General features: G+C 39.8%; 24 protein-coding genes. 16 read left to right on the plus strand and 8 right to left on the minus strand.

The genetic code is table 11. From position 1 onward, the window contains the following. The first annotated feature begins 172 nt into the window (after positions 1–172). Positions 173–2,743: a DEAD/DEAH box helicase gene (locus OSJ91_RS13420; protein ID WP_413017679.1), complete on the plus strand. Its 2,571-nt coding sequence runs from the start codon at positions 173–175 to the stop codon at positions 2,741–2,743. Between the two features lie 76 nt (positions 2,744–2,819). Here OSJ91_RS13420 and OSJ91_RS13425 read toward each other — a convergent pair whose 3' ends face one another. Further along, positions 2,820–3,029 carry a YqaE/Pmp3 family membrane protein gene (locus OSJ91_RS13425; RefSeq protein ID WP_350302867.1) on the minus strand — a complete coding sequence of 70 codons (210 nt, stop codon included), beginning with the start codon at positions 3,027–3,029 and terminating at the stop codon, positions 2,820–2,822. 287 nt (positions 3,030–3,316) lie between these two features. Between OSJ91_RS13425 and OSJ91_RS13430 the strand changes: the two genes are divergently transcribed. Next, entirely contained in the window at positions 3,317–3,988 is a 672-nt protein-coding gene (locus OSJ91_RS13430; protein ID WP_485891790.1) for a hypothetical protein, read from the plus strand. A 112-nt stretch (positions 3,989–4,100) separates the two neighbouring features. Here the strand turns inward: OSJ91_RS13430 and OSJ91_RS13435 are convergent, their stop codons facing one another. Both OSJ91_RS13435 and OSJ91_RS13440 read right to left on the minus strand, forming a co-directional pair. Beyond that, positions 4,101–4,412 carry a hypothetical protein gene (locus OSJ91_RS13435; protein WP_350302618.1) on the minus strand — a complete coding sequence of 104 codons (312 nt, stop codon included), beginning with the start codon at positions 4,410–4,412 and terminating at the stop codon, positions 4,101–4,103. Positions 4,413–4,642: 230 nt separating this feature from the next. After that, positions 4,643–4,972: a four-helix bundle copper-binding protein gene (locus OSJ91_RS13440; protein WP_350302619.1), complete on the minus strand. Its 330-nt coding sequence runs from the start codon at positions 4,970–4,972 to the stop codon at positions 4,643–4,645. 152 nt (positions 4,973–5,124) lie between these two features. On the opposite strand from OSJ91_RS13440, the gene OSJ91_RS13445 reads away from it, so the two are divergent. After that, positions 5,125–5,514: a DUF948 domain-containing protein gene (locus tag OSJ91_RS13445; protein WP_137024467.1), complete on the plus strand. Its 390-nt coding sequence runs from the start codon at positions 5,125–5,127 to the stop codon at positions 5,512–5,514. A 92-nt stretch (positions 5,515–5,606) separates the two neighbouring features. Then, a complete protein-coding gene (locus OSJ91_RS13450) occupies positions 5,607–5,972 on the plus strand; it encodes a DUF948 domain-containing protein (RefSeq protein ID WP_350302621.1) in 366 nt (121 codons plus the stop codon). A 209-nt stretch (positions 5,973–6,181) separates the two neighbouring features. Here the strand turns inward: OSJ91_RS13450 and OSJ91_RS13455 are convergent, their stop codons facing one another. Next, entirely contained in the window at positions 6,182–6,373 is a 192-nt protein-coding gene (locus OSJ91_RS13455) for a DUF3934 family protein (RefSeq protein ID WP_137016732.1), read from the minus strand. Between the two features lie 171 nt (positions 6,374–6,544). Then, positions 6,545–7,876 carry an oligosaccharide flippase family protein gene (locus tag OSJ91_RS13460; RefSeq protein WP_350302622.1) on the minus strand — a complete coding sequence of 444 codons (1,332 nt, stop codon included), beginning with the start codon at positions 7,874–7,876 and terminating at the stop codon, positions 6,545–6,547. Between the two features lie 389 nt (positions 7,877–8,265). Here OSJ91_RS13460 and OSJ91_RS13465 point away from each other — a divergent pair, with 389 nt between their 5' ends. After that, positions 8,266–8,544: a hypothetical protein gene (locus OSJ91_RS13465; protein ID WP_350302623.1), complete on the plus strand. Its 279-nt coding sequence runs from the start codon at positions 8,266–8,268 to the stop codon at positions 8,542–8,544. Between the two features lie 293 nt (positions 8,545–8,837). Here OSJ91_RS13465 and OSJ91_RS13470 read toward each other — a convergent pair whose 3' ends face one another. Then, the gene (locus tag OSJ91_RS13470; RefSeq protein WP_350302624.1) at positions 8,838–10,274 is read right to left on the minus strand and encodes an amino acid permease; all 1,437 of its coding nucleotides are present in this window, start codon (positions 10,272–10,274) and stop codon (positions 8,838–8,840) included. A 369-nt stretch (positions 10,275–10,643) separates the two neighbouring features. After that, positions 10,644–11,594, minus strand: coding sequence for an arginase (gene rocF / locus OSJ91_RS13475; RefSeq protein WP_350302625.1), 951 nt, complete (start codon positions 11,592–11,594; stop codon positions 10,644–10,646). A 481-nt stretch (positions 11,595–12,075) separates the two neighbouring features. On the opposite strand from rocF, the gene OSJ91_RS13480 reads away from it, so the two are divergent. The 10 genes from OSJ91_RS13480 to OSJ91_RS13525 all read left to right on the plus strand — a co-directional run bounded on the left by OSJ91_RS13480 (position 12,076) and on the right by OSJ91_RS13525 (position 24,473). Next, on the plus strand, positions 12,076–14,142 hold the full coding sequence (locus OSJ91_RS13480) for a helix-turn-helix domain-containing protein (RefSeq protein WP_485891791.1): 2,067 nt from the start codon (positions 12,076–12,078) through the stop codon (positions 14,140–14,142). Between the two features lie 308 nt (positions 14,143–14,450). Continuing rightward, positions 14,451–16,634, plus strand: coding sequence for an acetate--CoA ligase family protein (locus OSJ91_RS13485; protein ID WP_485891792.1), 2,184 nt, complete (start codon positions 14,451–14,453; stop codon positions 16,632–16,634). Positions 16,635–16,640: 6 nt separating this feature from the next. Next, complete coding sequence (locus OSJ91_RS13490; protein WP_350302628.1) at positions 16,641–17,099, plus strand: MaoC family dehydratase N-terminal domain-containing protein; 459 nt, start codon at positions 16,641–16,643, stop codon at positions 17,097–17,099. A 76-nt stretch (positions 17,100–17,175) separates the two neighbouring features. Beyond that, a complete protein-coding gene (locus OSJ91_RS13495) occupies positions 17,176–17,592 on the plus strand; it encodes a MaoC/PaaZ C-terminal domain-containing protein (RefSeq protein WP_350302629.1) in 417 nt (138 codons plus the stop codon). A 32-nt stretch (positions 17,593–17,624) separates the two neighbouring features. Continuing rightward, positions 17,625–18,788: a thiolase C-terminal domain-containing protein gene (locus OSJ91_RS13500; RefSeq protein WP_350302630.1), complete on the plus strand. Its 1,164-nt coding sequence runs from the start codon at positions 17,625–17,627 to the stop codon at positions 18,786–18,788. A gap of 11 nt (positions 18,789–18,799) precedes the next feature. After that, on the plus strand, positions 18,800–19,216 hold the full coding sequence (locus tag OSJ91_RS13505; RefSeq protein ID WP_485891793.1) for a Zn-ribbon domain-containing OB-fold protein: 417 nt from the start codon (positions 18,800–18,802) through the stop codon (positions 19,214–19,216). A 37-nt stretch (positions 19,217–19,253) separates the two neighbouring features. Then, positions 19,254–20,450 carry an acyl-CoA dehydrogenase family protein gene (locus OSJ91_RS13510; protein WP_413017700.1) on the plus strand — a complete coding sequence of 399 codons (1,197 nt, stop codon included), beginning with the start codon at positions 19,254–19,256 and terminating at the stop codon, positions 20,448–20,450. A 21-nt stretch (positions 20,451–20,471) separates the two neighbouring features. After that, positions 20,472–21,608 (plus strand): acyl-CoA dehydrogenase family protein, encoded by a 1,137-nt coding sequence (locus OSJ91_RS13515; RefSeq protein WP_350302633.1) that lies wholly within the window; start codon positions 20,472–20,474, stop codon positions 21,606–21,608. Positions 21,609–21,663: 55 nt separating this feature from the next. Continuing rightward, a complete protein-coding gene (locus OSJ91_RS13520) occupies positions 21,664–23,139 on the plus strand; it encodes an aldehyde dehydrogenase family protein (protein ID WP_350302634.1) in 1,476 nt (491 codons plus the stop codon). Positions 23,140–23,195: 56 nt separating this feature from the next. Then, positions 23,196–24,473 carry an MFS transporter gene (locus OSJ91_RS13525; RefSeq protein ID WP_413017706.1) on the plus strand — a complete coding sequence of 426 codons (1,278 nt, stop codon included), beginning with the start codon at positions 23,196–23,198 and terminating at the stop codon, positions 24,471–24,473. A gap of 95 nt (positions 24,474–24,568) precedes the next feature. Here the strand turns inward: OSJ91_RS13525 and OSJ91_RS13530 are convergent, their stop codons facing one another. Next, on the minus strand, positions 24,569–25,204 hold the full coding sequence (locus tag OSJ91_RS13530; protein WP_485891794.1) for a hypothetical protein: 636 nt from the start codon (positions 25,202–25,204) through the stop codon (positions 24,569–24,571). Positions 25,205–25,465: 261 nt separating this feature from the next. On the opposite strand from OSJ91_RS13530, the gene OSJ91_RS13535 reads away from it, so the two are divergent. Beyond that, on the plus strand, positions 25,466–26,350 hold the full coding sequence (locus OSJ91_RS13535; RefSeq protein WP_485891795.1) for a hypothetical protein: 885 nt from the start codon (positions 25,466–25,468) through the stop codon (positions 26,348–26,350). Positions 26,351–26,411: the final 61 nt, after the last annotated feature.

Here is a 26,411-nt window from a genome sequence, read left to right on the forward strand (position 1 = left end):
CATATTTACCTTGGAAGTAAAGCATCTTGGCATTTCTTCACCTTCCATGATAACAGAGCACTTGAATTTAAATAGATAAAACGAATGTACCCGCGCTCATTTTAAACAAAAATTTGGGGAGGATAAAAGGAAGTAATAAAGTACATATTGGATAATTCAAAAGGGGATCATTATGGGAAAATTAGAAAGTATATATCCTATTGCGATTGAGAATACAAAGGAAAAAATAATCCAGGATATGGATTTTTATTTAGAGAATCAAGAGACAATGCCTTCTTATTCAGCATATATATCAGACAGGACGACCTTTATTGAGCAAATTTGGATAAATGTTTGGATAAATAAAGCGTCAAATGATGTGCCCAGAAAGGAAAAAAAGGCGTTTTTAAGCGAAAGGGGTTTTGTAACGGAAGGTTCAGATCATAAGCTGATCAATAGCATGTTCCGGAACGAATTAAAGAAGTATCGCCCGTTTGATGGCTTAACATGGATTAAAAAAACCTTTGCTGACAATCAAGAAGAGTGGGAAAAGAGATATAAAAATGCAAGGGAAAAATTCTTTAGGCGACAAGAAGAACAGCGGCTTGCCAAGCAGCGTTGGAAGATACGCGCGAGGCTTCAAGAAGAGGCCAATACATTTTTCGAAAATAACTCCCTTTTATTATATTTACATGTCAGGTATTATATTGCCGGTATATTGACAAAAGATCTTAAGAATAAGCCTAAATTCCAATATGTCGATCCATACTTACTTGAAGAACAATTGGTGGAAGAGGGGGGCTTTCAAGCTGCCGAATACCTAATGGTCACTGATTTTTTTGAAGAGCTTACAGGCGATATTCACTCGTTAGTCGGTTGGGGAAGGAACCGTTATGAATATGAAAATTACTTCTTCAGGTATGAAAGATTAGTTTCGGATTTCATAATGAAATTAGCCCCTGACAAATACTTGAACCATCTATCTGCTGCACTGCATCATGATTTTTTGGAGTCATATGGGGAAAGGCTGACGGTTGATGCCCTTCAAAGTATACTAAGCGATGAATTGGCCGATTTGTCTCAGTCCTGTTTTGATGAACTTCAGGAAGAATACCTTTCTGATTTACTGAAGCTTGAAGGAATTCCTTTTAATGAAACATTGCACGAAGAAATATACGAAAAAGACGTGGAGAACAGAGAGAGAAGAAAAGCTGAAGTATTGGCAGAGCAAGCCAGGAAGCGGGCAGAAGAGCAAAGGATGATCGATGATATCATCGGTAAGGCGTATACTCCATCATTAGGGAAAAAAGTTCGATATGTTTTGCATATAGGAGAGACAAATACCGGGAAAACGCATAAGGCCCTGGAAAAAATGAAAGAAGCGGAAAGCGGTTTGTATCTAGCTCCCCTTAGACTGCTGGCCCTTGAAGTGTTTGATAAATTAAATGCTGACGGTGTACCTTGCTCATTAAAAACCGGTGAAGAAGAAAAGGCAGTGGTGGGTGCTAAACATGTCTCCAGCACCGTTGAAATGTTTCATGAAAAAGACTACCATGAAGTAATCGTCATAGATGAAGCCCAAATGATTGCCGATAAAGATCGAGGCTTTTCATGGTTTAGGGCAATCACGCAAGCTAATGCGAAAGAAGTACACATAATCGGGAGCAATAATATCAAAATGATGCTTCTGAACCTTCTGAATGAAGCTGATTTGGAACTCCACGAATACAGACGGGAAATACCGCTTGAGGTAGAACAAAAGGAGTTTGGACTGAAGTATACGAAAAAAGGGGATGCGCTTATTTGTTTTTCGAGAAGGCAGGTACTCGAAACCGCTTCCCGGCTAAAAGAGAGTGGACATAATGTCAGCATGATATACGGAAGCATGCCTCCTGAAAATAGGAAACGGCAAATAGAGCTATTCAATCGCGGTGAAACATCAGTTGTCGTTGCCACCGATGCAATTGGAATGGGATTGAACTTGCCAATACGCCGTATCGTCTTTCTTGAAAATGAAAAATTCGACGGGACACGAAGAAGAAGGTTGACTTCTCAAGAAATCAAACAAATCGCAGGCCGAGCGGGTAGAAAGGGTATTTATGACACTGGAAAGGTAGCATTTACAGCAGATATCAAAATCATGAATAAGTTGCTCGAACAAGTAGATGAGCCAGTTCAAACCTTCACAATTGCCCCAACCTCTGCTGTATTTGAACGTTTTCAAAAATATTACCGGAACCTAGGGACATTTTTCGAAATGTGGGAGAGGTTTGAGCCCCCTAAAGGCACGAAAAAGGCATCGCTATCCGAAGAAAGGGAGCTTTACGAACTAATACGGGATACTGAAATCGAAGCGCGTTTTTCTTTAATGGATTTATATGGTTTCCTGCATATTCCTTTTTCGGCAAAAGAACCAAGTCTTATCAGACAGTGGCTGGAAACGGTCGAAGCTATTGCCGAGAACAGTGACCTTCCTGAACCGGTCATCAAGACAAGGAATCTGGAGGAATTGGAGTTATCTTATAAAGCGATAGGTCTTCATCTATTATTTTTATATCGGATGGGTAAACGGACCGAAGCTGTTTATTGGGAGCGTATCCGTGAAGAAATCAGTGATGGCGTTCATGATCAGTTAAAAGACGAAATGTTGAATTATCAAAAAAAATGCAAGCGCTGTGGAAAAAGGCTGCCGGATGACTCGCGTTTTCAAATATGTGACGCTTGTTATCATAGAGGGCTTAGGAAGACGCACAGATTCAATTAAACGAATTCTTTCGATAGTAATAACCCGAATAAAATGCGCCTTGGTGCTTCATTCGGGTTATTAGTGGTTGTCTAAATCACTTAGTCGTTTGTTTCGATTTAGAAATAATTGCTGTTTGCTGCTTCATTCGTTTATCAGCTTTCTTATCATGCACCACTAAGAGTGCATGAATTAAACCAGGGACATAAAAAAATAGTGTGAGGACCAAATTAAGCACAGACTGAACGGGTTTACCGGCTAATAATACGGCTAATGGAGGGAAAATAATCGCAATTAAATAAAGAATGGTGAACACTCTCCAATATATTGATTTTTATCTACTATTACGGTTTGACTTTTATTCTAAAACAAATGCTTGTTTTACTGATGATACCTCTTGCTATCGCCTTGATAAATATATGCTTGAAAGCCGGATTCATACCAACTGAGCCTTCCTCAAAGAAGCAGTCTTTTACCCCTCATAATGGCAGGAGAGGGCTATGGCTAATGATCGTTTTTCCCTGCAGCGGTCAATGTACCGCCACTTTTTGTGTTAGAATAATCAGAATACTAACTGATGAAGGCGGGAGATTTATGAAAAAAAAGATAGGCTGTTTGCATGCTCACTATACAAATATAGAATACATAGAAGCCGCATTCTCGAAATACGATATTGAATGGCTTCATTTTGTTGATCCGGGATTGATGCATCGGGTGTCATCTGATGCAACTTTTAACAATTCGGATGCTCAAAAAAGGGTAAAAGAACAGGTCGAATGGATTGCCGAATGTAAAGTGGATGCCATTCTGATAACTTGTACAAACTACATCGCCTTTTTAAACGAAGAACAACTATCCTTACCTATGCCTATCATTAAAATCGATGAACCATATTTTGAGCAAATTTGCCAATTACAGCAACCGCAAATGATTTTATTCACGAACCCAGCAACTGTTGAAGGAACAGTCAAACGATTAAAAGCCCATGCTGAAAAATATGGGGCTGTGGATTATGAAGTTATCATTATCGATAATGCCTTTGAATTGATTATGCAGGGATTGGGAGAGAGATATAACCAGGAAATCATGAACTGCCTATACCAGTTTAATAACGAAGAAAGACCGCTGTCGGTGGCTCAATTATCAATGGTCGAAGCAACTATGAGATATGAGCTTGAGACAGGAAAGACAGTTTTAAATCCATTGCATGCATTAGTGGATTACATGATCGATCAACTGGAACTAAGGCCATTGAAAGTTGAATAAAGGATTTCTGGTATCACATATAACGTAAATTCAAAAATATGTGTTTGTATATAATAGGAAAGAAAAATTCCCTGCATGATCAGGTTAAATCCCGATGCAGGGATTTTTTTTATTATGCCTTTGTACGGATTTGTTCACGGATGTTTTCAAGCTCTTCAAGGGATAGATCCGTCAGGGAATTTTTTATTTCTTCTTCGACCCGTTTTCGATCAAGCTCCCTATATTCGCTCCACCAATCCCGAAGCCCTTCGGTGTTTTCGAGAAGATACTCTATATCAATTTCTTCTTGCTCATCATCTGATAAATATCGCATGACCGCACCTAATAATCGATTGAGTTTGTCTATTTCGCTTTCCTTATCAGGTGAAGCCGGGGTATCTTTCACTTCTAAATCATCTTTAGCAGGAACATTCCGAGGTGTCATAATATCCTCCTGTTTTTAATACTAGTGTGCCTAAAAAAAGGGGTTTCAATATATGCTTTTGGTATTTTAAAAATTTTATCTTTTAAAATATTTATTGCCATTAAAAAATTTCAACATATACCTCGCTAGAATATATTTAATATATCATCATCCCTTAATAGATTTAATAGAAGAATGGGTAGGTAAGAGGGAAGATTAATCAAAGGAATAGCTTATTGCTATTCCCTACATCAAGCGACTAATTTTCTGCATTCTTCTGCGCATCTCAAGCATGCCTCAGCACATTTTTGACAATGTTCATGATCGTGTTTTTTACATTCGTTTCCGCAGCTTTCACAAATCTTGGCACACACTTCAGCCAACTCTGAAATAAACGGTGTTCCTCTTGCTATCGCCTGTTCTAAATAAGAGCAAATATCCGCACATTCCCGATCCAAGCGAATGCATTCCACCATCATGTTTACATGATCTTCTTTTAAGCATGCGTCGTAGCAATGATTACACGCGGACATACAATCATTTAAAGTTTGGATAACAGATGAATAATTCTCATGTGGCATGAACAAATTCCCTCCTAAATATGGTCTCTCCCTTACTATTAACCTTTAAACTTCTAGGAAAAAGGTTCTTTAAAACCGACCGGACAGAGTGATGTACTTTAGGGAATGATTGGAAGGGACAGTGCATAAATTTAAATGAAGGGAGTGGATATATGAAAATGTTTATTAAATTAAGTGTGGCCAGTGTCTCCGGAGCTGTCGTGTATTTGATATATAATGTCAACCAAACGCTGCGTAAAGGAATGGGAACACTTGAAGAAACAAATAAAACACTGGAAGAGGTAAGGAATGCAGTACATGGATTGACGCAAGAGTCCAAACAATTGATCCACTCTGCCAATCAAATTACTGCGGATGTAAAAGGGAAGATGGAAAATGTCGATCCATTGCTAGAATCCGCTCAAGATGTTGGGGAAATGATTCATAATGTAACCAATTCCATGAAAGAAGCCAGTTTGGAAGGCCGCCACAAGGAATTATCCGCTCCGACAGCTCCTTTGATTCGAACTGAAGCTGAGGGGGTTCAAATCAAAATCAAGTAGTACCATTTAACTTTAAAAACAGGCACCCCGGGATCCACTAACATATTTGAAGCAATTGATTCTACTATTTAATTTAGAGGGGGAGCTTTATCTTGATTATTGAATATAGTGTAGCTGCGATCGCCTTAGCCTTCATTTGGTTGGTCGTATTTTTAATCAGTACCCTTCAAAAGGGAATGGTCACGATAGGAGAAGCCAATCAAACCTTGGCTGAAGTGAGAAATGCCATCCACGATCTATCCGGCGAATCGAAACAACTATTGCAAACTGCAAATGAAATCACCGACGATGTAAAAACTAAAATGAAAACGGTTGAACCATTATTGGATTCTGCCCAGGATGTTGGTGAAGCGATACATTCAGTTACAGACTCTGTTAAAAAAGCCACTAACGGTTTTCGTACAGAGTTTTCCCCGAAAAAAATCAATGCCATCAAACCCAAAAGCCAATTTAGATAAAAAGAAAATATTAAAAATGCGAAAGACACTACCGGGAATTGGAGTGTCTTTTTTGATGGTATGTAAATGAGCCGTACTTCTTAAGCTTCATATGGATATCGTGCGTGGTTTATATCTATAACACCCATTTATCTCATACAGATCTCTTAACACCCTGTATGAGAATATGGAACAAACATAAAATTTTTTGTGGGTTTTAGGACAAGCACTTATTTATCTGTCTTGTCGCCTGCAGCATGACCGGATGCTTTTGAGTCATTGGAATGTTTGACGCCTTTACTTACATATGGTTTGGCGCTTTTTTTCTTATTGGCACTTGTTTTCCAACGATTCCAGCCCTTCTTGCCCGTTCCTGTGCCGGTACCTTTACCCGTTCCGCTCTTAGCCTTAGCTTTACTCATGAAATCACTCCATTACTATTGTATGGTTAGTTTAAACCATTTTACTTGATTATTACCCAAGTATGTTGAAATATACAGTAACGAAGGTGATATGTACAGGGAAAGGCTCAATTTTTTAAAACTAAATCTTTATATACCAATAACAGCAAGAGATTTTGCTTTGGTTTTGCCTCACTTTATCGATATCGATCTTGATTTCGTCAGTAAGATGCTTATGCCGATTTTTTTGCAAATGGTCAAGTAGTGCATGAAAGTTAATAATACAGCGCCTGTATTCATTCCTAAAATGATTCCTCCCATATTAAGAGAAGCCTGAGACCCTAGGATATACATCATTAAAAACGCAACAATATGGGACCATACGGTATGGATGAAAGCATCCTTCACTAAACCAAGGCCGATGAGATAGGCTTGCATGGGAATGACAAAAAAATGAAAAAGGAAATAAGGACATAATAACTTTAAATAGTATGCGGCAGATGTTGAAGAAAAAAAGAGGGAGGTCAAAGGTTCCGCAAAGAAATATATGAAGATCACAGCCGGAACTCCATACAGTACGGTGAAAGACATCGATTTTTGCAATAAAACCCTCAATTTTTCCTTATCCTGCCTCTTGTAAGCATTCGAAACATTCGGAATGAGCATGATCATTAAGGAATGTGCGATAAAGGCTGGGAAGAAGCCGATCGTCATCGCTACTCCAGTGAGCATTCCAAAATGCTCTGTAGCCACTACCGCACCGAATCCTGCAGATAGAAGGGCGGTGTGGATCAAAAAAGGTTGGATCGCATTTGTTATCGCATGAAAGATCCTTAACCCCATGGTGGGCAGCGAAACCGCCAATAACTTTTGCCGGGCATGTTTACCGGTTGTCCGTGAGTTTGTACCGCGCCTCATGATTCGCATTTGAAGAACCAAAAGGTTGATCAAGTATAGAAAAACGAGGAACTCACTGCCAATCAAAACAAAAAAGGCCATCAACAATGACTTTTCCTGGTTAAAATGAAATAAGTCAAAGATGAGGAAAAGCAAGCCGAATTGAATGATATCCTTTAAAAAGTTGGAAAAGGCAATTTTCCCCATTTGCTGAACACCCATGAAATAGCCTCTTGCAATCGACGAAAAGGCAACTATTGGGATCAATGTGATGAGCAGCCATTTAATATAGGGATGGTATTTGTCCATTATGGATGAGAAGGAAAGTATGAAAGGCATGACTACACACATTACCAATACGACGACTGCAGCCATTTTAAGTGCATGAATGATAAGATTATAATGCATTGCCTGTTTATTTTCCGCAACGAATTTTGAAATAGAAATATGTAATTCAAGGCTGGCGATCACATATATCAAAAAGAAAATTGGCAATATCGACATATAAAGCCCCATGCCCTCTTCGTGTAATTCCCTGGCTAGGAGCATGTTCACTAAAAATTCGATACATTCACCAAAAAACGCTGCAACAATCAAAATGAGCGTTCCTTTATAAAAAGACTTCATGTTGGTCCACTCCTAACAAGGTGTTTGTATAAAGATATGAGACATGCCATGGAATATTCATGAGGAACTGCATATCCTGGCGATACAAAATGCGGTTATGCCTAGGGCAATCCTTATTAATCGCTGTTGAAAGATAAAAAATTAAATCATGGTAAAGGTGGGAAAGTGGATGAAATCGATTGGTTACACTCATTTCTAATGGGGGATCCTTACCCAAACAATCTTCATCAAAAGGCTTCATACGGGTGATATTCCAAACAAGGGCAATTTTTTATGTCATTTTCCTCTTCAAAAGTGTCATATGAATCATGAATATATGAATGGGACATGAATTTCGCTTTGAAATTCATGCTTTATTTTGCTATCCTTTAGCAGAGGGGATGATCAATATGAAATTCACATCTATTAGTCAATCAAATATAGATGAATTGTGCATTGCGTTTGAAAGTTGTCTTACGAAACATGACATTGCATTTAAATATGTAGATATGAAGGAAGATAACGGAATCATATCGTTTATTTTTTGTGATGACCCGGAAAATGCGAGATCGGTCGACATGGAAAGTGAACGCTTCATTGGATTGGATACCGATTACATAGCCAAGGAAATTTTAGAGCCAATCCTGCCTAAATTAAAAGAATTTGCACAATATAAAATCATCGATTAAGATGATTTTTTTGTTTTGATATTTGTTTTTATTGCCTAGATGGAGCTGAAAATTTAGCTTCCTATTATATGCGTAATTTTACAGGGAATAGTTTGGGGAACTAAAAAGCTGGAAGGGAAAAGGAAGGTTTCTTACAGTGGATTACCATTACCTAGCTATTTAAGGAAATGGTGATTAAATAAAAGAAATACCCTGGGTGTGATAACATCCAGGGTATTTCTTCTTTGAAAAGCAATCTTAATGGATTGTAAAGATTGCTTTTCACCACTTACTCTACTCCGCGGAATTCTGGATCAAATGACCATTTTTTTACCGGCATTTAATTCAACTTCCTGCTTGGGAGTTTCTATTTTCTTGATTTTCTTCACTCTAAAGTGATAAACCGCATAACATCCAAGGAAGAATGCTCCCCCGCAATAAAGGGCCATTCGCTGCTCAGGAACAAATGCTAAACTGATCATGACGATGCAGTTTGTTATTAATGCAAGTATGGGGATGAATGGGTATAGCGGAACTTTAAATTTCAGATCTTCTATCTTTCCGCCTTGGCGGGTATAGGATCTTCTAAAAGCAAGAAGACTAGCCGATATGGCAATCCAGCCAATTTGTGCACCTAACCCTGCAAGGGAGAGAAGAAAGACAAATATTGTGTCTGCAGCTACTACACTTGAAAGTAATGATAAACCGGCAATCGCCAGGGTGATGAGCAGGGCATTGAGCGGAATCCCTCTCTTATTCACCAAACCGAGCTTCGGACTTGCCATACCTTCCCTTGAAAGCGAGTAGAGCATACGTGTCGCAGCATAAAGACCGGAGTTCGCCACTGACAATAGTGCTGTAAGAATGATGAAGTTCATGATGTCAGCTGCATACGGAACTCCGATACTATCAAGTACAACAACGAATGGACTTTCTGAGATACCGGCTTTTTCCCTTGGGATCATCGCCGAAAGTACAGTGACAGAAAGAACAAAGAAGAAAAGGGTTCTCCAAACGGTTTGTTTGATGGATTTTGGTATGACCTTTTCCGGGTTTTCACTTTCTCCAGCGGCTATTCCGATTAATTCAGTGCCCTGGAAGGAAAAGTTTACTGTAATCATTGTGATTAGCAGGGCCGATATCCCATTGGGGAAAAGACCCTCAGCGAAAAAGTTAGAGAAAAATGGAGCTTCTTGTCCACCTTTCATATCAATCATACCAAACATAGCAGCACCGCCAACGATGATGAAAAGAATGATGGCCAATACTTTTATGCTGGAAAAAACAAACTCCGATTCGCCAAATGCCTTTGCTGATAAGGCGTTCAGTGAAAAGATGAGAAAAGCAAAGATTGCGCACCACATCCAAACGGGTGATTCAGGAAACCATCTTTGCATTAGCTGTCCTGCTGCCAGAAACTCTAAGGCAACTGTAACGGCCCAACCTAACCAGTATAGCCATCCGATGGCAAATCCGGTTCCAGGACCGATGAACTTAGTCGCATATGTCTGAAACGAACCGGATACAGGCATGGCAACTGATAGTTCACCAAGGCAAAGCATCGTTAAATACATGATGAAGCCGCCGACTATGTAAGAGAGGATAGCACCGAAGGCTCCTGCTTCATGAATGGTATAGCCTGAACCGATGAAAAAGCCCGTACCAATACATCCCCCTATTGAAATCATAAATAAATGTCTTGCTTTCATGCTCCGTTTTAATTCATTTGGTTGATTTTCTGCTGTTTTCATTGAAAAACTCCTTTACCTGATGGGTGCAAACGGTTTCATTTATGTTGGGACGTTATTAGGGAATTTGTGTTTTTACAAGTCTAATAGCTTTGATTCTGATTCTTAGATGATGTCGAATTCCCTCCGAAAAGAGATTACTTCTGCATTAAAGAAGCATGAGTCAATGAACATAGGTACCTATGCAGAATTAATTTCGAAAGCGCCGCTTAATAAAGAAAGAGAAGCCAAGCGTCAGGAAACTAGGGATGTAAATTGATTCATGTCGATCATCCGCTAATGGGAAGAAGCTCATAAAAGAAGTATGGGCTTTTCCCATGGAGCATCACTTTAACGAACTCTCTATATTTCTATCAAAAACATAGAGTCCGATTATTTAACATGAGCCAATAAATCAGGAGAGATATGATCTTCCGCTCCATATAGTAATTTTTCCCCAAGCAATGAGCCCATTAATGCGACAGCAACTTCAGCCGTTTTATTATGCTCGTCCAATATTGGGTTTATCTCAACAAACTCTGCTGATGTAATGATATTAGCTTCAGCTAGCATTTCCATGGCAAGATGGCTTTCACGGTAACTAATGCCTCCCATTACAGGCGTTCCGACCCCTGGTGCATCATCTGGATCAAGACCATCAAGATCAAGTGATAAATGGACAAGGTCCGTACGTTCTTTCAGGTAGGCAATCGATTCTTCCATCACTTTTGTCATACCCATTCTATCAATCTCATGCATAGTATAGACTTTAATTCCTTTTTCCCTGATTAACTCTTTTTCACCTTGGTCTAAAGAACGGGCACCAATGATGACAATATTCTCTGGTTTGACTTTTGGAGAATATCCGCCAATTTTAGTCAGTGCAGGGTGGCCAAGGCCCAAACTTACTGCTAAGGACATACCATGTATGTTTCCTGATGGTGATGTTTCGGCAGTATTTAAATCTCCATGTGCATCATACCATATTACTCCTAAGTTTTCAGTATGCTTCGCTAAACCGGCTAATGTCCCGATAGCAATGCTGTGATCTCCCCCTAAAACTAAAGGAAAACGATTTGCTTGGATGACTTCATCCACTTTTTGACTCAATTTTTCATTACCTTCTGCTACGTCCTGCAGATTCTTCAAATTTGTGTCACTATCACTTTGTGCTCTTTCCTGTATTTCTACTTTAATATCACCTTCATCACGGACAGTATAGCCAATGTTTTCAAGTCTTTCACTCAATCCTGCATATCTGATGGCACTAGGCCCCATATCCACTCCTCTTCTAGTTTGACCAAGATCCATTGGCACACCAATGATTGAAATTTCCTTTTTCATATGTAATTCCTCCTTCGATTTTTCTACCCTAGTATAAGGGTAAAAGGAGTGATGACTCAACTCGACATTTTTTTGAATATTTATACGATTGAGAAAAGGGTGAAAGTCCTGGGGTAAAATTCCTATTATTGATTTTTTATGAACATAATATATTACCTTAAGGGGTATTAGTGACAATGGATGAATCCTTGTAAAAACTGCAATTGTTGAGATTTTTATCCCAGGAATGGAAGTGATAGCGCTACCAATCAGAATCTTTCGCTAAGGATGATTCAGAAGATATTGAATATAATTTACTAGATACATTTATTCAGGAAATGGGGCAGTTACACCTATAATGCATGGAAGGATTTTTCATTTTTATATGGAATATATAAAAAAAAACTAAAAATATTTAGTTGCATTTAAAATATCATGACTTTTTTTCATCTAAAACACTGAGTACTTTGTATTTAGACGCAGTTTGAACTAGGAGGTATTCATGTTGAATAGCAATGAGAGACAGAGTGGAAAAATGGAATCGAACCAAAAAAATGAGAGCCTTAAGTATTTATCGTACCGCTGGTCAAGCAAAATTAATAATTTTTTGGTTCTTTGCATATATGAGCAAAACAATCAATATCATGATTTCAATAATAAATTCAAAACACACAAATTAAAAAATTCAAAGGGGTTTCTAACCTTTAAAGATGGATTGAACAATAAAAGTTTTGTTATTTGGGAACAAGCATATAAAGAGAATGAAGAGCTATTTGCCAAGCTGAGGTTAACGGCGAGAAACGAAACATTGTCACATATTGCCCAACATGTCGTATTCTATCTATTAAGTGAATATGAAAGGGTTTCTACAAAAAAACATGCTGTTTTAAAAGATAAACATTTAATGGAAGATTCAATTTACCAAATGGAAAAAAAATTAAAAAATGAAACTTTTTTGGCTGAGAGATCGGTTTGGGAGGAATTTTACAGCTGGTTTAGACTGCTAGTAAAAGAATGGGTCCTTGAAGAAATAGCCTTATCAATAGGTGTTAATGAAATGGAAAGACTTGATGATCAAGCATTAAATAAGTTATTTTACGATCATCTCACAAAACATTTTACTGAAAACACTGGATTTTTATCGAGAGTAACAGATATCGTTAATGAATATATTAAAGAGTGGATCGATAAAATCATGATTGAATTTAATATTGAAAACAATACCATCGAAAAGATAGAAAACCTGCTATGTTTTAAGAGGGATTTTCAAACATCAGATTTATTATTATCCACAATGAGGGATTTCGCTTTCAACTTTACCGTCCAAGATCATTTGCTTGTTATGAATAGTGCTCCATATCAGTCGGTTAGAGATGCAATTTATAAAAAAAATTTCGAAATCATTGGAAACATTCCTTGGCCTGCAACACCAATATTAAAGGGGAATACAGAAGGTTTCATACAAATAATCCCTTTTGGTAACGATCATAAAACCTATGGGCAGACGAATGTGAAAGAAGCTTGGAACCGAGTCCACTCTTTATCTGATGTGGATGTAGATGTTTTTGATGCTCTTTGCAGCCTTTTCCTGTCAAAGGCTGCTCATAATGAGGAAACAGTGGAAATTTATTTAAATGACCTCCTTTCAATTCGAGGATTAAAGCCAAAACTTGGTGGGTTTGGGCGTCGGGGTGGTTACGAGGCCAAACAGCGTGCTCAAATTTTGAAATCGCTTACAAATATACAAAGCATATGGATTAACATTAACAAAGCTACCATCTATGATAAAGGTAAGCCTGTTCAGACAAAGCTACAAGGGAGGACGTTTATCTTTAAAGATCGTAATGGCGTGGAATATGATATATCAGAAGAAGCATGCAGGAAAAAGATAACGTTCACGATCGATAAGGTTTTCGCCAAATATCTTAATGGTTCTGCAAGACAAGTTGCCTTACTTTCAATAAAAGCACTTCAATATAATCCATATAGGCAAATTCGGGAAAAACGGCTTACAAGATATTTAAGCTGGCGTTGGAGGACCCAAGCAAGAAAAGGAGACTTTTTACAACCGAATAAAACCAGTACCCTATTGGAATCGATCGGTGAAAAATTAAATGAACGAACACCATCGCGTACTAGGGAACGTTTCGAGAAAGCTTTGGATGTTCTACTAGATGACGGCGTAATTGCATCATGGCATTATGAAAAGTGGGATGAATCCATAGCCGATTATAAAGGATGGGCCAGTATTTGGCTGAATTCGATGATATTAATAGAACCGCCTGATATCATAAAAGAGCAATATCGCTCCATAGAAAAAAAACAAAGATCTCACACTGACAATCGTCTTGCAAAGCAAGACCCAGCTAACCTGAAGAACAGTAATCATATTGGTGAGCAAATAAGAATCACAAGAAAAAAACTTAGCCTCTCCTTATATCAATTAGCAGAAGAGCTGGAGATATCAGCCCCATATGTCAGTAACATTGAGAGAGGGATGAAAATTCCATCCTCTAAAATTCAAACGAAAATGAAGAAATGGCTGGAAAAACAGAAACATATTAATTGATCATGAACAAATTAACCCTATTCCTTTATCAGGAAGAGGGTTGTTTGTGTTGCCATATACATAAAAAGCAAAGGCGTTTATCTTGTTCCAATGTCGGGGCTATCAATGTAAGAAGTCGGGGTCATCCAGAACACATATTTTTCATACTATTCTTTTGACCCTGCTGTATAAGAGAATTTTCATCTATTAAAAATAATTAACTGCCTAATGTTTTAAATGAATTTAACAAACTATGATTTTTCAGGATATTAACGCCCTCCATGTAAGATTAGTTCAAAGATATCTTTTTAATGTAGGAGGGAAGATTCATGATAGAAAACCAACATTTAAACAATTCCCATGAAACTCTTGAGCCGTTATTCAATCCAAGATCCATCGCAATCCTAGGTGCCTCCAAGAGTGAATACAAAATCGGGAATTTACAGGTCAAAGCTCTTTTGGAGGGTCATTTTAAGGGAGAGATTTACCCGATCAATCGCAATGCAAAAGAGATTGAAGGGATAAAGTGCTATGAATCATTGTCAGATGTTCCGTATGAAATTGATTTAGCCATTTTTTGCCTTGGGGCGGAGCAAGTGCAGCAAGGTTTAGAGGAATGTGCTCAAAAGAAAGTGAAGGCAGCCATCATTTTTGCTGCTGGTTTTTCGGAAACAGGAAAAGAAGGCATTAAGCAACAGGAATTGCTAACCGATATTGCAAGAAAGAATGGAATACGGATAGTGGGCCCCAACTGTGTTGGATTAGTGAATTTGTCGAATGGTTTGATTGGCACTTTTTCCCCTGCCATTCTATCAGTGCCCTTTAATGACCAAAGAGGGGTAGGATATGTCTCCCAAAGCGGTGCATTTGGTGTTTTGACCTATATGGCAGCAGCTCAGAATGGATTGAGCTTCAACTACTTCGTGAGTGTAGGAAATGAAATGGAAACTGAATTCTCGGATGTAATTGAATATATGATCCATGATTCCAAAACAAGTGTGATAAGCGGCTACTTGGAAGGAGCAAAAAATCCGGATAAATTACGAAGCCTGGCAAAAGAGGCATTGGATAGTAATAAACCCATAATTGTAATGAAAACCGGGAGGAGTTTGGCCGGAAGCAGAGCTGCTGCTTCTCATACAGGATCACTTGCGGGATCGGATAAAGTATATGATGCCTTTTTTAAACAAGCTGGCATCGTAAGGGCCGACGATTATGAGGATATCATATCTTTTTCAAAGCTATTCCTATCAAAGAAGCTTCCAAATGGACGCAATACGGTAATCATCACTAGTTCTGGCGGGAGGGGGATAAATGAAGCGGATCGCTGTGAATCATACGGACTTACCATCAACCCACTCAGCTTAAAGACAACAACAGAAATCAAACGTAATATACCTGCATATGCAAGCGCTTCCAACCCTGTGGATTTAACAGCGGCCGCCTCTGTTTCCAATCCTGAGTTATTCCTTGCGCCATTGCGGGCACTTGTGGAAGATCCGGATGTCGATAACATCATTTTTACGGAATTTCCTTTTAATTGGACTGCCGAGCACCCTTTGCTTCAAGAGTTTATTGAAATTTGCAGAAGCTCAGATAAATTTGTATTCATTACAACTTTTCCATTAGATGGCATGACACTCCCGCCTGCTACCGCTGAGCTCGTGAAAAATGGCATACCAGTCATTCCAGGAAACCTTAATCCGATAAGAGGGTTGGCGAAACTAGTTGAATACAGTGAATTTTATCGAAAAAATCTTGAATCTCAAGTTTCTGATAGTACAAAGAAAATAGAGAAACAAAGCTTACAGGACATGCTGAAGCCCGGTGCTACATTAAGTGAATCAGAAGCCAGTCTGGTTTTGGAACGATACGGGATTGCTGCCACGAAGCGTTTTATAACTGAAAATGAAAACGATGCAGTACAATTCGCTAACAGTATCGGTTATCCGGTTGTGTTAAAGGTCGATTCGCCGGATATCCCACATAAGACGGAAGCGGATGCGATTCGATTGAATGTAAGGACTGAACTTGAGGTCAGGAAAGCTTTCACAGATATTAAGCGCAATGCACTAAATTATAAACCTGAGGCTACAATGAACGGCGTTTCCGTTCAGGAAATGTTACCTGATGGAGTGGAAATCATTGTTGGAGCAAGTGATGATCCCGTATTTGGACCGGTTATCATGTTTGGTCTTGGGGGAATATTTGTTGAGATTTACAAAGATATTTCGTTTAGAATTGCTCCGCTGTCAAGACAAGATGCACTTGAAATGATTGAAGAAATCAAGGGGAAGGACATTTTAACGGGAGCACGCGGGAAAGCACCAGTTGATATCGAAGCCATCATTGATGTGTTATTAAAGGTTTCCGCGCTAGTTACAGATTATAAAGATTCCATCGACGAATTGGATATTAATCCTTTGCTGGTATATGAAAACGGTATCAAGGCAGCTGATGCCATGATTGTTGTAAAAAATAATGTGAAAGATAATACCGTTATTAGGGGGTAGAGAGCAATGGAACTCGATCATTTGAATGGTTTAACTGGAGCTGAATTTATATTTGAAGTCGAAAAGAGGCATATCCGTCAATTTGCTGAGGCGATTGGTGATTTTAATCCCTTATATATGGATGAAGAATTTGCTGCGAAAACTTCATATGGTGGCATTATAGCACCGCCAACCTTCCCGATTGCCATTGGTCAGGATAGCGGCGAAAGCCTTGACTTGGGCCTGGAACAAAGGAGAATGCTGCATGGTGAACAGGAGTTTATTTATTCCCGCCCCATTAGACCAGGGGATAGGTTGTACTGTCAGATGAAAGTTGCAAATGTATACGAACGGGAAGGAAGAAAAGGAACGATGCAGTTCTTGGTACTTGATACAGAAATGAAAGATGAGTCAGGTGAAATGGTGGTCATAAGCCGAACAAATATCATTTATCGGCCCATCAAGAGTGATCATGCTCCTGTTTGAAAAAACATGCTCATAGTTCATGGCATTAAAGTATCAATATCAAATTCTAGCAAACTGCAAACAGGAGGAATCAGGGATGTTGAAATATGAAAATTTACATGAAGGGCAAAGACTTGAATCTTTCATCAAGCCACCTGTAACCAAGGTTCAACTTGTTAAATACGCCGGTGCTTCAGGAGATTTCAATCCATTGCATACAGATGATGCATTTGCTCAAGAAATTGGCATGAATGGTGTGATTGCTCATGGAATGCTGGTAATGGGGTTTCTTGGTGAATATGTAATGAAACTGGCTGGTGATCATGCTGTACCAGCAAACTTTAAAATGAGATTTGGTGCTGTAACCGTACCAGGAGATCGACTCACGTGTTCTGCTTTTGTGAAAAGTTTATATGAAGAAAGAGGTCAACGCTTTGTAAGGCTGGACCTTATTGCTGAAAAGGAACCAGAGCAAATTGTGGGTTCAGGTGAAGTCGTTTTACAGATTAAATAAAGTTATCAAGTTATCAAATAGGAGGGTTTATTATGGAAAGCATTAAAAATCGCTATGCCATTGTCGGTGTAGGGGAAAGTGAGCGTTCTAAGAATTCCGGTACAACCCCGTTACATTTGGCGTTGGACGCTGCTCGAGCTGCATTGAATGATGCTGGGCTTCAAGCGAAAGAAATTGATGGGTTCATGAGCTATTCGGAAAACGATTCTTGTACATCTCATCAATTAGCAACATATTTAGGGGTCCGTCCCAAATATGTTAAGGATATTTTGGGCGGGGGAAGCAGTACCGAAATGCTGATAGCTGACGCTGTTGGATTAATCGAATCAGGTCAATTGAATACGGTGTTGATTTATCGTTCCATGAATGGACGCTCAGGGGTAAGGATGGGTGGAGGCGGATGGGATGTGAATATGCTTCAAACAGCCATAGAAGGCGGAAGCTTCATCATTCCTTACGGTGCTGGCAGTCCTGCTCAGTGGTTCGGACTTTTTGCGACGCGACATATGCATGAAACCGGGCTGACAGAGGAACATCTAGGGCATGTCTGTTTAGCTTTTTACGAACATGCTCAAAGGAATCCTAAAGCTTACTTTTATGGTAAACCACTAACGATGGAGGAATATCTTAAAACGCCCTATTTAAGCTATCCATTTAAAAAACATGATTTCTGCCTGGAGTCCGATGAAGCAAATGCAATCATTGTCACTTCAGCAGAACGAGCTGAAGGATGCAAGTCCAGACCGGTATACATCATGGGTTTATCTGCTAGGCAGTGTGTGTCCCATGCACATTATTGGAATGATTTAACCGAAGTGGCTGCTGACTATGTCGCGCCTGAGGTATATAAAATGGCTGGAGTAAAACCTGAAGATATTGACGTTGCATCTATATATGACTGTTATAGCTGGGTTGTACTTCGGCAGCTGGAGGCTTATGGATTTGCTCCGCGTGGAGAGGTCGGTAACTTTGTAGCCGAAGGAAACTTGCGGATCGGTGGGAAATTACCTTCGAATACCGCAGGAGGAATGTTATCGGAAGGATATACACATGGAATGAATAACGTATTGGAAATCGTTCGTCAAGTTCGCCATGAATACAAAGGAACCGTTCGTCAAGTTGAAAATTGTGAAATTGGAATCTGTACTGGCTGGGCTGGACCTGATATGGCCGGTGCCATGATTTTAAGAAATTAGGAGGGGACAAAATGGGATACCAAAAACCTATTCCGCTAAAAACACAGGATAATAGTCCATATTGGGATGGCGCAGATCGTCATGAACTGATTCTTCAAAAATGCAATAGCTGTCATCAATATTCCCACCCTCCCGGTCCGAGCTGTGCAAAATGTGGCAGTACTGAACTTAGCTGGGAAAGCCAAGGCAGCGATATTAACGGTAAAGTCTATTCATATATCGTTTCCTATCGACCCTTTTTACCTGGATTCCAGGATGATTTACCGCTCGTAATTGCCATAGTCGAATTAGAAATGTTGCCCCAGGTCAAGTTAATCGGAAATATTTTGCAATGTTCACCAGAGGATATTGAAGTGGGTATGCCAGTAAAGATGGTTTGGATGGAAATTGCGGATGAACGGTCACTGCCGCAATGGATTCAGTTATAGAAGTGTAATTTGCAAGCATTAAAGGAGGAAAGTATCTATGGATTTTTCGTTTACAACCAAGGAAGAAGAATTCCGTCTTGAATTGAGGGCGTGGCTTGAAGGAAATTTACCTGAAGGTTGGCTTGAAGGAATCAGTAATGTTTCAAAAGATGAAGGTGAGTATGCCGTTTTCCTCAGGAATTGGCAAAGGAAATTATATGAAGGTGGCTGGGCAGCGATTGCCTGGCCCAAAAAATACGGCGGACGAGAAGCGACGTTGATGGAGGAAATAGTTTATCAACAGGAAATGGTTAGAGTAAAGGCTCCGGCGCTTGTGAATTATGTAGGCATCCATATGGTGGGACCCACTCTAATGCAGATTGGAACGGACGAACAAAAAGCAAAATATATCCAAAAAATTCTCACAGGAGAGGAAGTATGGTGTCAAGGATATTCCGAACCGAATGCTGGATCTGATTTATCCGCCATTCAAACAAGTGCCGTAAAGGATGGAGATCGGTGGATCATTAATGGTCAGAAGGTTTGGACAAGCTTTGGACACTTAGCTGATCGATGCTTTTTACTGGCTCGGACGAATCGTTTTGATAAAAAGCATAAAGGGATAACGGTTTTCCTATTGGATATGAATCAGCCGGGGGTGGAAACAAGGCCCATCATTCAAATGGATGGTCAGCATGATTTTAATGAAGTCTATCTGAATGATGCGATTGCATACGATGCTGAAATAGTTGGGGAGGTAGATGAAGGCTGGAAAGTTACGATTGCATTGCTTATGCATGAAAGAACGGGAATCGGAGCGCAAGTTTTTACATTGGAGCAACAATTTAATGAACTTGTAGGGTTAGCTAAAGAATTGAAAGAAGATGATAAGCCATTGTTGGGCAATCCGCTTGTTCGTCATACAATGGTAGATTTATATACTCGCTCCCGGGGTTCACTTTTGAACTATTATCGTAATCTAACTAAGACATTAAAAAACGGTCATCCTGGTGCAGAAGGTTCAATGGATAAATTGATGGTAAGTGAACTTACCAAGGAGCTGTTGTCCCAATCTATTTCATTACAAGGACATAAGGGCGTTCTATGGAAAGAAGATGCAATCTCCTCCAACTCATATTGGCAGGATAATTATCTTTATTCTTTTGGACAAACAATTGGAGGTGGAACGAGCGAAATTCAAAAGAACACTATTGGGGAAAGAATTCTAGGTTTACCAAAAGATATGGGACGTTAAGATGAAACGGGGGGAATAAAGGTGGATTTTTCTTTAAATCAAGAACAAGAAATGTTTCGCGGATATGTCCGGAAATATTTAGATGGTGCCGGGCAAACAAAAACGGCCCGTGCATACATAGAGGGTGAAACTGGATCTCTAAGGGCCTTATTATCGGGGCTTGCCGAATTAGGATGTACAAGCATCAATATATCGGAAGACTACGGGGGAATGGGCTTGGGTCCCCTTGATTTAATACCTGTACTTGAAGAAACCGGCCGTTCTTTATTGCCGGGTTTATACTTAGAAACGAATGCACTAGCTGTGCCATTATTAGAGAAATTCGGTACGGAAGAACAAAAAGGTAGGTATTTAGCAGAAATTGCGGCCGGTACAAAAACATTCTCACTAGCTTGGTTAGAACCAGGTGGAAGTTACGGTCCTTTTGGGATTAACTTGGAGGCAAGATCCCTAAACGGTCAGTTGATATTAAGTGGAGTGAAAACAATGGTTCCCGATGCTGAGTTGGCTGATCATTATATAGTGTTAGTCCGCACAGGCAAAGGTAACCGAAATGAAGGGATTACATTAGTTATCGTCGATCGAAATGAAACGAATTTGACGCTTGAAAGCCAGAAAAACATTGATGAAACCCGACAATTGTCAGCATTGGCTTTCAATGATGTTGAAATTCCCATGGGTCAGGTACTTGGGGCAATGCATCAAGGATGGGATGCCCTCCAAGAAGGATTACTCTCTTTCAATGCAGCTCTCTCCGCAGTAATTGTCGGGTGTATGGAGAAAGTGGTAGAAATGGCAGCAGAGTATGCGAAGATTCGTGAACAATTTGGTCAGCCCATAGGAAGATTCCAAGCGATTAAACATAGAATCGTCGATATGAAAATGGATCTCGAAACAGCTAGATCTTTAGCTTATTATGCTAACTGGGCTTTGGAAAGCGGGGCAGAAGATCGTGTTCAAGCCATTTCCTGCGCACGAATATTTGCCACGAAAGCATTCGTACGAATTTCGTCAGACAATATTCAGATTCATGGTGGAATTGGGTTTACAGAAGAAATTGATTGTCACCTTTTTGTTAAGCGTGCAAGGTTCTATGAGAATTATTTGGGAAGTACTGAACAATATTACAAACAGGCCGCTACGGCATTAGGTTGGTAGAAAAGCAGAAAGGGCTACTCTCATGTATTACTAATCCGAAGGGTGGAGATGAACGTTGGAAATTTCATATAAAGTGAAAGAGTACCAGAATATGATTAATGGCGATCTGGTTCCAGCTTCTTCCGGGAAGCGGATTGAGAGCCACGATCCGTCAACAGGCAGGGTTTGGGCAACCATTCCTTGCAGTATGGCCCAGGATGCCGAAGCGGCGGTAGAAGCAGCCCGAAGTGCTTTTGCCGATTGGTCCTCGAGGCCAGCTATGGATCGGGCAGCTTACCTGAGGAAAATAGGTGACTTAGTCATAAAGCATGGTAAAGAGCTAGCTGAGTTGGAATCAAGAGACAATGGTTGGGTGATCAGGGAAACGAGCCACGGCCTCATTCCCAGCTTAGCAAGCCTTTGGTATGATGCAGCAGGTGCAACAATTATTGGAAGTAAGGGTGATACTGTCCAATTGGGACCTTCAAGTGTAGGTTATTCATTGAGGGAACCTTTAGGGGTAGTAGTAGGAATCCTTCCATGGAACTCACCGCTTTTCACTTTTACCATTAAAGCGGCTTATGCGATTGCAGCAGGAAATGCTGTCATTATCAAACCATCTGAATTGGCTTCTATCGCTTCACTACGATATGGAGACCTGATTAATGAAATCCTCCCGCCAGGAATCCTGAATGTCGTATCAGGAACTGGAGCGGAAGTGGGGGATACTCTAGTAAGCCATCCAGATGTGAACAAAATCAGCCTGACCGGTTCTGGAGGAACGGCAAGGGCAATAGCACAATCGACCGCACGAAATCCTAAGCCCATGATTTTGGAACTTGGCGGGAAATCGCCAAACATAGTCTTTGCGGATGCAAACCTTGAAAAAGCAGCACAAGGGGTGACAAACTATGGGATATTTAGCGGCAACGCAGGCCAACTATGTGTAGGCGGATCGAGGATTCTAATTCAAAGGTCCATATTCGATGAAATGATCATTAGGATGAAAGAAGTGATAGAACAACAAATTCAACTGGGTGATCCAATGAATCCAGCCACTTCAATGGGACCGATCGCTAACGCTGTTCAATATGAAAAAGTCCTCTCATATATAGAATTAGGCCAAAAGGAAGGAGGGGAAATCATCATCGGTGGCCGTCATGGAGGTGTTAGCCTATTACCTGATGAACCCAATTTAGCTGATGGCTATTGGGTTGAGCCAACACTGATCAAGGTCAATAGTAATTCTCTCCGTATCTGTCAAGAAGAAATCTTCGGTCCGGTAGCGACCGTTATCCCCTTTGATACGGAAGAGGAAGCCCTCACCATAGCTAATGACAGTGATTTTGGTTTAGGAGCTGGAATATGGACCTCGAATTTGGATCGGGCACACCGGATGGTCCGCAAACTGGAATCGGGTAATGTGTGGGTGAACTTGTTTCGCAGGGTGGGACCTGAACTCCCATTCGGAGGCCAAAAAAGCAGTGGATTTGGAACGGATACCATTCTTGAATATACCCGTGAAAAGACCGTTTATATGGAAATAGGATGAGTTCTTATGAGATTAGCAGGGAATTCACTGTAAATAGTGGACTGGGGGTTCTGTAAATGGCACAAGATTCTAAAGGCATTTTTTATGGATGGTATGTTGTGTTGTGTGGCTTTTTCATAATGTTCGCAGGTTTCTCGATAATAAATTCCCTGCATAGTTTGTTCATGGTCCCGGTTACAGAGGATTTAGGAATAAGCAGAACCACTTTTTCCATTGCACTTTCCATTGCTGGCCTTGGAGTGGCTGTTGCTTCTCCGATCATGGGTAAATTACTCGCAAAAGGGAATATGAAATTGATCATGTCAATTTGCGTAGTAATGGCCGGAGCAGGATTCATGTCATACTCGCTTGCCAACTCAGCTGTATATTTTAGTATCATAGGCTTTGTAATTGGCATCTGTGTTGCAGGCTTTTCCAATATTCCCATATCAATTATGTTAACCAATTGGTTTTATGAGAAAAAAGGAAAGGCCATGGGTTTGGCATTTGCGGGATCGGGAATTGGGGCAGCAGTACTCAGTCCGATCATTACAAATTTAATCTCAAATTATGGTTGGAGAACGGCCTACGTAATAGCAGGGATACTGATAATTGTCTTAACATTACCCTTGGTTCTTCTATTTGCAAAGAAAAGTCCCGCAGAAAAGGGCCTTGTTCCATTGGGCTCTGACAAAATGGAAATGGCCGAAACTAATGTGGAATCTGAACAGAATGGCTTAACGATGGGGGAAGCAAAGAAGACAGCAATGTTTTGGATTTTCGTACTTGGAATCGTTTGTTTTGCATTAGTCGCTGGCGGGGTGCAAATGCATATCCCGGCATACTTGATCGATATAGGGCATCCAGCCATCTTTGCTGGCACCATTTTTGGAATACTATCTTTGGCAAATACGGTTGGAAAATTGATTTTAGGAGCTGTTTTGGATAAGTACGGTACGGCAGGAGGCGCCATTTATGTAGGCGCTTGCATGACGATTGCTATGGCAGCGCTATTGTTAGCTAAGACACAGGCATTCGCATTCTTATTCGCCATCGCCTTTGGCTTTAGCATTGTGATATCCACTCTAGGGCCTCCCTTCATGACAAATGATATCTTTGGAAAGAAGGACTTCGGCTCCATCTTTGGCATAGTGCAAGTTTTTTTTGTGGCGGCAGGCTCATTGGGTGTGATCGTTTCGGGTGTAATCTATGATTTGACAGAAAGCTATCGTGCAGCTTGGATCTTCTTTCTTTGCTTATTCATCTTCAGCATGGTTTGTGTACTAGCGGCAAATGGCATGAAAAAAAAGACGATCAGAAGAATCAAAAATATTTCCGACCAAAAAATTGGATAGTTTGCCAGAGATAAAAAACAAATGGAAGGGGGTATTTTCCGTAAATAAAACCGGGTAAAGAGCGGCAGGCTAGATTGCTGCTCTTTACCTTACTGTTAAAATTTCCCACTCCATTCTTCATCTTCAAGTGGCACACCATTGGTACTGATATATTCTACAATCATATTTCCATGTTTAAGAACTCTATCTTTTTTTAGTGAATTGATAATTTCGGTAAAGCGGTCTTCATCTGCGTCCTGTTTCTTACGTGAAAGGGTAATCCGTATGGTTGGGGAAACATCGTAATCTTTATAGCTGGCTAGTTTATTCGGATCAATTTTCAATTCTTTCCCGACACCCTCATCAAACATCAAGAGTAATTGATTATAATCGCCTATTTCTTCTTGAATCTCCTCCCAATCTTCATTCTCTGTAATATCTCCCAGTTCCTTGGATATCAACACTTCACCCAGTTCTTTTTCAACATAAGGCCTGATTTCTTTTTCTGCATCATCTTGCCATTTATCAGATAGGAATGTATCCTCCATTTCCCCTGTTTCATCATTAAAGAAAACTAGAAAATGAGTCCCATATTTTTCATGTTTCACTTTAGCTGCGTATTCAAAATAGCCCCAATTCCCCATGTTATCGTATAAGACATCATATATTTCGGTTTCTTCATCAAAAGTTTTCTCTAAATATCGTTCAGCTTGATCCCGGACTTTCTTTTCTTCATCAGGATCTGCTTTCATACTGTGTGTGAATCAAAACATAAGGATCATCACACCGGCCAAGATGATTAAAAAAACACCTAGTAAAGTCAGTAGAACCTTTTTTGTTTTGCTCAAGGAACACCCTCCTGTTATCTCCGCTACTTCTCAATAATTCCCATATTATTCTAACATTTTTACCGCTTATTTTACTATGCGAAATCTAAATTACCTGACCTCCAAAATATCGGGATACTTTGTTACAATATATAAATGGTTAGTACCCTAAAGGGAGAGATCAACTTGGAAACCTATCAAAGAAAAATGAATCATAATCGGGATGAATACAGAAAGTTGCGGTGGAAACAGCATCGTCTACAAGTTACAGGGTTATTCAATGCCGTTTTTTCGAAAAAAGCGTTCGTTGATAAAGTGGCTATCATTGGTGCAGGCAATTGCGATGATTTGGATTTAGAATATTTGGCAACTAAATGCAACTCTATATATTTATTTGATATTGATATGGAAAGTATGGAAAAGGGTACGGCGAATTTGCCTGAACGGACCCGGGAGAAAATTCAACTTGTTGCAATCGATGTAACAGGCCTCGATAAAGTGGATTTTGATCACCACCTATCTTCCATGCTGAATCGTGGTGAAACGGCAAAGGGAATTATTCAATATTTAAAGGATACCGAGAATCGGTTAGGTCAGCTTTCTGAAAATGTTTTTGCTAATTATTATAATGAATTTGATATCATGGCAACTTCCGCCATTTATACGCAACTATTTTATAATTGGGCCGAGGAACTGCTTTCTGATCATGCAAACCTCTATCAGAAAAAAGACGCAGAAGAGCTGAAAAATGGAATTCTAGATCTAAGGGATGAAATCGTTCGTACAATGAATCACTCTATATCTAAATGTACCAAGCAAAATGGATTCTGTATTACATGGTCTGATATCTTAAAAATCGAACCTGAGTATATGGATACCATTAATGAAGGGCTGAATGCCATCTTTGCCTTGGCCTCGAACGTGGGATATGGGGCAGCATTGATAGGGATGAAAACGTTTATTGAAAAAGTGGATAAAAGCGAATTAAGCCTTCGCTACTGGACATGGGATTTTAATGCAAACAAACAGTATTTGACCATTGGTATTATCGGGAGATTGAATGGGTTGTAAATTGAAAAATGGAAGGATAGATAAGCATATCAGCAGCTATCTATCCTTTTTTTGATCGGTT

Source organism: Bacillus sp. T-10(2022), assembly GCF_056502895.1.

Coding starts and splice junctions, on each gene's coding strand:
- OSJ91_RS13420 (WP_413017679.1), top strand. CDS start 173: ATGGGAAAATTAGAAAGTATATATCCTATTGCGATTGAGAATACAAAG.
- OSJ91_RS13430 (WP_485891790.1), top strand. CDS start 3,317: ATGAAAAAAAAGATAGGCTGTTTGCATGCTCACTATACAAATATAGAA.
- OSJ91_RS13435 (WP_350302618.1), bottom strand. CDS start 4,412: ATGACACCTCGGAATGTTCCTGCTAAAGATGATTTAGAAGTGAAAGAT.
- OSJ91_RS13440 (WP_350302619.1), bottom strand. CDS start 4,972: ATGCCACATGAGAATTATTCATCTGTTATCCAAACTTTAAATGATTGT.
- OSJ91_RS13445 (WP_137024467.1), top strand. CDS start 5,125: ATGAAAATGTTTATTAAATTAAGTGTGGCCAGTGTCTCCGGAGCTGTC.
- OSJ91_RS13455 (WP_137016732.1), bottom strand. CDS start 6,373: ATGAGTAAAGCTAAGGCTAAGAGCGGAACGGGTAAAGGTACCGGCACA.
- OSJ91_RS13460 (WP_350302622.1), bottom strand. CDS start 7,876: ATGAAGTCTTTTTATAAAGGAACGCTCATTTTGATTGTTGCAGCGTTT.
- OSJ91_RS13465 (WP_350302623.1), top strand. CDS start 8,266: ATGAAATTCACATCTATTAGTCAATCAAATATAGATGAATTGTGCATT.
- OSJ91_RS13470 (WP_350302624.1), bottom strand. CDS start 10,274: ATGAAAACAGCAGAAAATCAACCAAATGAATTAAAACGGAGCATGAAA.
- rocF (WP_350302625.1), bottom strand. CDS start 11,594: ATGAAAAAGGAAATTTCAATCATTGGTGTGCCAATGGATCTTGGTCAA.
- OSJ91_RS13480 (WP_485891791.1), top strand. CDS start 12,076: ATGTTGAATAGCAATGAGAGACAGAGTGGAAAAATGGAATCGAACCAA.
- OSJ91_RS13485 (WP_485891792.1), top strand. CDS start 14,451: ATGATAGAAAACCAACATTTAAACAATTCCCATGAAACTCTTGAGCCG.
- OSJ91_RS13490 (WP_350302628.1), top strand. CDS start 16,641: ATGGAACTCGATCATTTGAATGGTTTAACTGGAGCTGAATTTATATTT.
- OSJ91_RS13495 (WP_350302629.1), top strand. CDS start 17,176: ATGTTGAAATATGAAAATTTACATGAAGGGCAAAGACTTGAATCTTTC.
- OSJ91_RS13500 (WP_350302630.1), top strand. CDS start 17,625: ATGGAAAGCATTAAAAATCGCTATGCCATTGTCGGTGTAGGGGAAAGT.
- OSJ91_RS13505 (WP_485891793.1), top strand. CDS start 18,800: ATGGGATACCAAAAACCTATTCCGCTAAAAACACAGGATAATAGTCCA.
- OSJ91_RS13510 (WP_413017700.1), top strand. CDS start 19,254: ATGGATTTTTCGTTTACAACCAAGGAAGAAGAATTCCGTCTTGAATTG.
- OSJ91_RS13525 (WP_413017706.1), top strand. CDS start 23,196: ATGGCACAAGATTCTAAAGGCATTTTTTATGGATGGTATGTTGTGTTG.
- OSJ91_RS13530 (WP_485891794.1), bottom strand. CDS start 25,204: ATGAAAGCAGATCCTGATGAAGAAAAGAAAGTCCGGGATCAAGCTGAA.